The sequence below is a fragment of the Burkholderia sp. HMSC10F09 genome, from assembly GCF_001806955.1.
GTDB classification, from domain to species: Bacteria; Pseudomonadota; Gammaproteobacteria; order Burkholderiales; family Burkholderiaceae; genus Burkholderia; species Burkholderia multivorans.
The window spans coordinates 1-3609 of sequence record NZ_KV786634.1; the positions used below are offsets into that span (position 1 = coordinate 1).

Here is a 3609-nt window from a genome sequence, read left to right on the forward strand (position 1 = left end):
CGCGGCGCCCGTGACGACTGCGGTCTTGCCGCTCAGATCTGCTGCCATGTCCGTCTCCTTCTGTTATCGGATCGATAAAGCCTGCCTGCGCCGCGCCCGTCTCCACCCAGCGGCCGCACCGGCGAACCAGCCGCTATTGTGCACGATCGGCGCTGCCGGCCGCGCGCAAAACGTCTAAGCTTAAGGTCGATCGAGTCCACGCAGGAGAGTCGCATGCACTATCGGCGCCTTGGCCGCTCCGGCCTGCAGATCAGCGCGCTTTCGCTCGGTTCCTGGGTCACGTACGGCAATCAGGTCGACCAGCGGGTCGCGCGCGAATGTCTCGCCGCCGCGCGGGACGCCGGCGTCAATTTCTTCGACAACGCCGAGGTCTACGCGGGCGGCAGGTCCGAAGAAATCATGGGCCAGGCGCTGAAGTCGCTCGGCTGGCCGCGCGTCAGCTACATCGTGTCGACGAAGTTTTTCTGGGGGCTGGCCGAAGCGCCGAACCAGTACCACACGCTGAACCGCAAATATCTGCTGAACGCCATCGACGGCTCGTTGCGGCGGCTGCAACTCGACTATGTCGACCTCGTCTACTGCCATCGCCCCGATCCGCATACGCCCATCGAAGAAACCGTATGGGCGATGAGCGACATGATCGCGCGCGGCAAGGCACTGTACTGGGGTACTTCCGAGTGGAGCGCAGACGAGATCCGCGCCGCATACGACATCGCCGAACGGCATCATCTGCATAAGCCGATCGTCGAGCAGCCGCAGTACAACCTGTTCCACCGCACGCGCGTCGAGCAGGAATATGCGCGGCTCTACGACGATTACGGCCTCGGCCTGACCACATGGAGCCCGCTCGCGTCGGGCCTGCTGACCGGCAAGTATCGCAACGGCGTCCCGCCCGGCAGTCGCGCGCAGGTGCAGGGCTATGACTGGCTGCGCGATCGCCTCACCGATCCCGCAAGCAACGCGATCGTCGCGCAGCTCGGCGACATCGCGGCCGAACTCGGCTGTACGACCGGCCAGCTCGCGATCGCGTGGGTGCTCGCGAATCCGCGCGTGAGCTCGGTGATCACCGGCGCCTCGCGGATCGAGCAGATCGGCGACAACATGCGTGCGCTCGACGTCGTCGCGCGGCTCGCGCCGGACGTGAAGCAACGCGTCGAAGCGGTGGTCGGCGACGCGTACGAGTAAGGCGCGACGACGCGCGTACCTCGCGTACAATACGCGGCCGCATCGGCGCCCGAGCGCGCCCGATTGCCGCTTTTCCCGATTCATCATTCGTTCCAGGCCGCCCGCCATGCTCAGCTATCGTCACGGTTTTCACGCAGGCAACCACGCGGACGTGCTCAAGCACGCCGTCGTCGTTCAACTGCTGCGCTATCTGAACAAGAAGGACAAGTCGTATTGGTACATCGATACGCATGCCGGCGCAGGCGTGTATTCGCTGCGCGACGGCTATGCGGCGAAGACGGCCGAGTACGATACCGGCATCGGCCGACTGTGGAACGACAAGAATCTGCCGCCGGCGCTCGGCGAATATGTCGACGAAGTGCGCGCGCTGAACGACGACGGCGAACTGCGTTACTACCCGGGCTCGCCGTATCTGGCGTGGCGCTTGATGCGCGAACAGGACCGGATGCGCCTGTTCGAAATGCACACGACCGAAATCGACGTGCTGCGCCACAATTTTCGCGATGCCGGACGACGCGCCATGATCTTCTCCGGAGACGGCTTCGAAGGCATCAAGGCGCTGCTGCCGCCGCCGCCGCGACGCGCGCTCGTGTTGATCGATCCGTCGTACGAGGACAAGAAGGATTACGCGCGCACAATCACTTGCGTGACCGAGTGCCTGAAGCGCTTCGCGACGGGCTGCTATGCGATCTGGTATCCGCAAGTAACGCGGCCCGAATCGCAGCGTTTTGCGGAACAGCTGAAGCGCCTGCAGCCGGACAACTGGCTGCACGCGACGCTGACGGTGTCGAATCCGCCCGCAGACGGGCTCGGCCTCTACGGAAGCGGCATGTTCATTCTGAACCCGCCGTACACGCTTGCCCAAAGCATGAACGACGCGCTGCCGTATCTGGTCGAGACGCTCGGACAGGACAGCGGCGCGCGATGCCAGGTCGAGCACCGCGGCAATTGATCGGCGTTACGGCTGCAGCGGTCGCGGGCGCGGCGTGATGACGGCCGGCGAGCCGGTTCGCGATGCCCCTGCTGCCGGCACGTCGATGTACGGCGCGACGAACAGCGGAATCGACGAAGTGCCGGTCTGCCCTGCCGGCGCGCGCATGCCTGCCGGCTCGACAATCGGCTCCGACGATAGCGGTGCCGTCTGCAGAACCAGTCCGCCGCGGCCGTCCTGGATGCCGCGCTGAGTATCGAGGATCAACGGCTTCGACGACGTCGCAGCCGCAGCGAGGACGCCGTGAAGCAGTATCGCGGCACCCGCAATGGCGTGCGCGCGCGCAGCGCGGCGCCCCGTGAAACGCAAGCGCATGATCGTGCCCCCTGATTGAAAAACAGGCCCATACCATAGCGCCATACGGCGAATTTCTCCAGTTTCGCCGCACAAAAAACAAAGCCCCGTCAATACGGGGCTTGCTTTTGGACCGGTGCCGCGCGGCACCCGGCGTTCACGGCAATTACCGCGAGTAGCCGTTGGTTTCGAGCGAACGGATACGTTGCTCGAGCTGGACGATGTCCGACGACGTGGCGAGATAAGCCTCACGGCGCTCGCGCTCTGCGGATTCGAACCAGTTGCTCAGCTTTTCGACGATGTAGGCGATCATGATGTTCTCCAAGGAAGGGGAACCCTGGCGAAGCGAGATTCAGGGATTTCCCGTATAGGGTTATCCCGAATTATAGCGATCCCAGACCGCGATGCTAGTGAAATGCTTGCATGGAAGTCATTCCGTTTTGGAATGATGCGCCGCTCTCTGTTCGTAACTGCTTGATTTTTAATGGGATGGCGTAAAGCCTCGGTTCGGCGTGTCGAGCGCGCGCACTAACGTGGTTCACCGACGGGCTCCGCAAGTCGCGCCAAAATTGGGCATTCGGGTCGCGCGTCACCGTGACAGTGCGCGGCGAGGTCCATCAGCGTGTCGCGCATATCGGTGAGTTCGGCGATTCGTTTGTCGAGCTCGGCGACATGGCCGAGCGCGATCGACTTCACTTCGGCACTGGCTCGCGACCGGTCTTGCCATAGCGTCAGCAGTTTTCGAATGTCCTCGACGAGAAAGCCGAGTCGACGCGCCTGGCGGATAAACCGCAGCGTATGGATTTCGTCCGGACCGTAGATCCGATAGCCGGCGTCGCTGCGCTTGCTTGGCGTCAGCAGACCGACCTGCTCGTAGTACCGGATCATTTTTGCGCTGACGCCGGATGCGCGCGATGCGTCGCCGATATTCATTCCATGCCCTCTTTCGCGATCTCGTTCGGATGACTGTCCGACAGATCTCGATCGTATCAAATCGTGGGATTCGGCTTTCGGCCGCCGTTCGACATGGAAAGGGGTGGAGTTCGATCGAATGTCGGGGGCGTCGGCTGTGCTGCGTCGTCGAGCGCGACGCGAGCGCGCACTTCGGCCGCCGCAAATGCAAAAACCCCCGCCTGCTG

5 protein-coding genes are annotated in these 3609 nt (G+C 63.4%); 2 read left to right on the top strand and 3 right to left on the bottom strand.

The annotated features are described in order from the left end of the window. Nucleotides 1–213: 213 nt before the first annotated feature. Both HMPREF3115_RS09280 and HMPREF3115_RS09285 read left to right on the top strand, forming a co-directional pair. Nucleotides 214–1185 (top strand): potassium channel beta subunit family protein, encoded by a 972-nt coding sequence (locus tag HMPREF3115_RS09280; RefSeq protein WP_035951504.1) that lies wholly within the window; start codon nucleotides 214–216, stop codon nucleotides 1183–1185. Nucleotides 1186–1291: 106 nt separating this feature from the next. Continuing rightward, entirely contained in the window at nucleotides 1292–2137 is an 846-nt protein-coding gene (locus HMPREF3115_RS09285; RefSeq protein ID WP_070554202.1) for a 23S rRNA (adenine(2030)-N(6))-methyltransferase RlmJ, read from the top strand. Nucleotides 2138–2143: 6 nt separating this feature from the next. On the opposite strand, the gene HMPREF3115_RS09290 is transcribed toward HMPREF3115_RS09285, so the two are convergent. The 3 genes from HMPREF3115_RS09290 to cueR all read right to left on the bottom strand — a co-directional run bounded on the left by HMPREF3115_RS09290 (nucleotide 2144) and on the right by cueR (nucleotide 3403). Then, the gene (locus tag HMPREF3115_RS09290) at nucleotides 2144–2491 is read right to left on the bottom strand and encodes a hypothetical protein (protein ID WP_069220087.1); all 348 of its coding nucleotides are present in this window, start codon (nucleotides 2489–2491) and stop codon (nucleotides 2144–2146) included. Between the two features lie 145 nt (nucleotides 2492–2636). Continuing rightward, entirely contained in the window at nucleotides 2637–2783 is a 147-nt protein-coding gene (locus tag HMPREF3115_RS28880; RefSeq protein WP_006402056.1) for a DUF3563 family protein, read from the bottom strand. 215 nt (nucleotides 2784–2998) lie between these two features. Then, the gene (gene cueR, locus HMPREF3115_RS09295) at nucleotides 2999–3403 is read right to left on the bottom strand and encodes a Cu(I)-responsive transcriptional regulator (protein WP_070554204.1); all 405 of its coding nucleotides are present in this window, start codon (nucleotides 3401–3403) and stop codon (nucleotides 2999–3001) included. Nucleotides 3404–3609 lie beyond the last annotated feature (206 nt).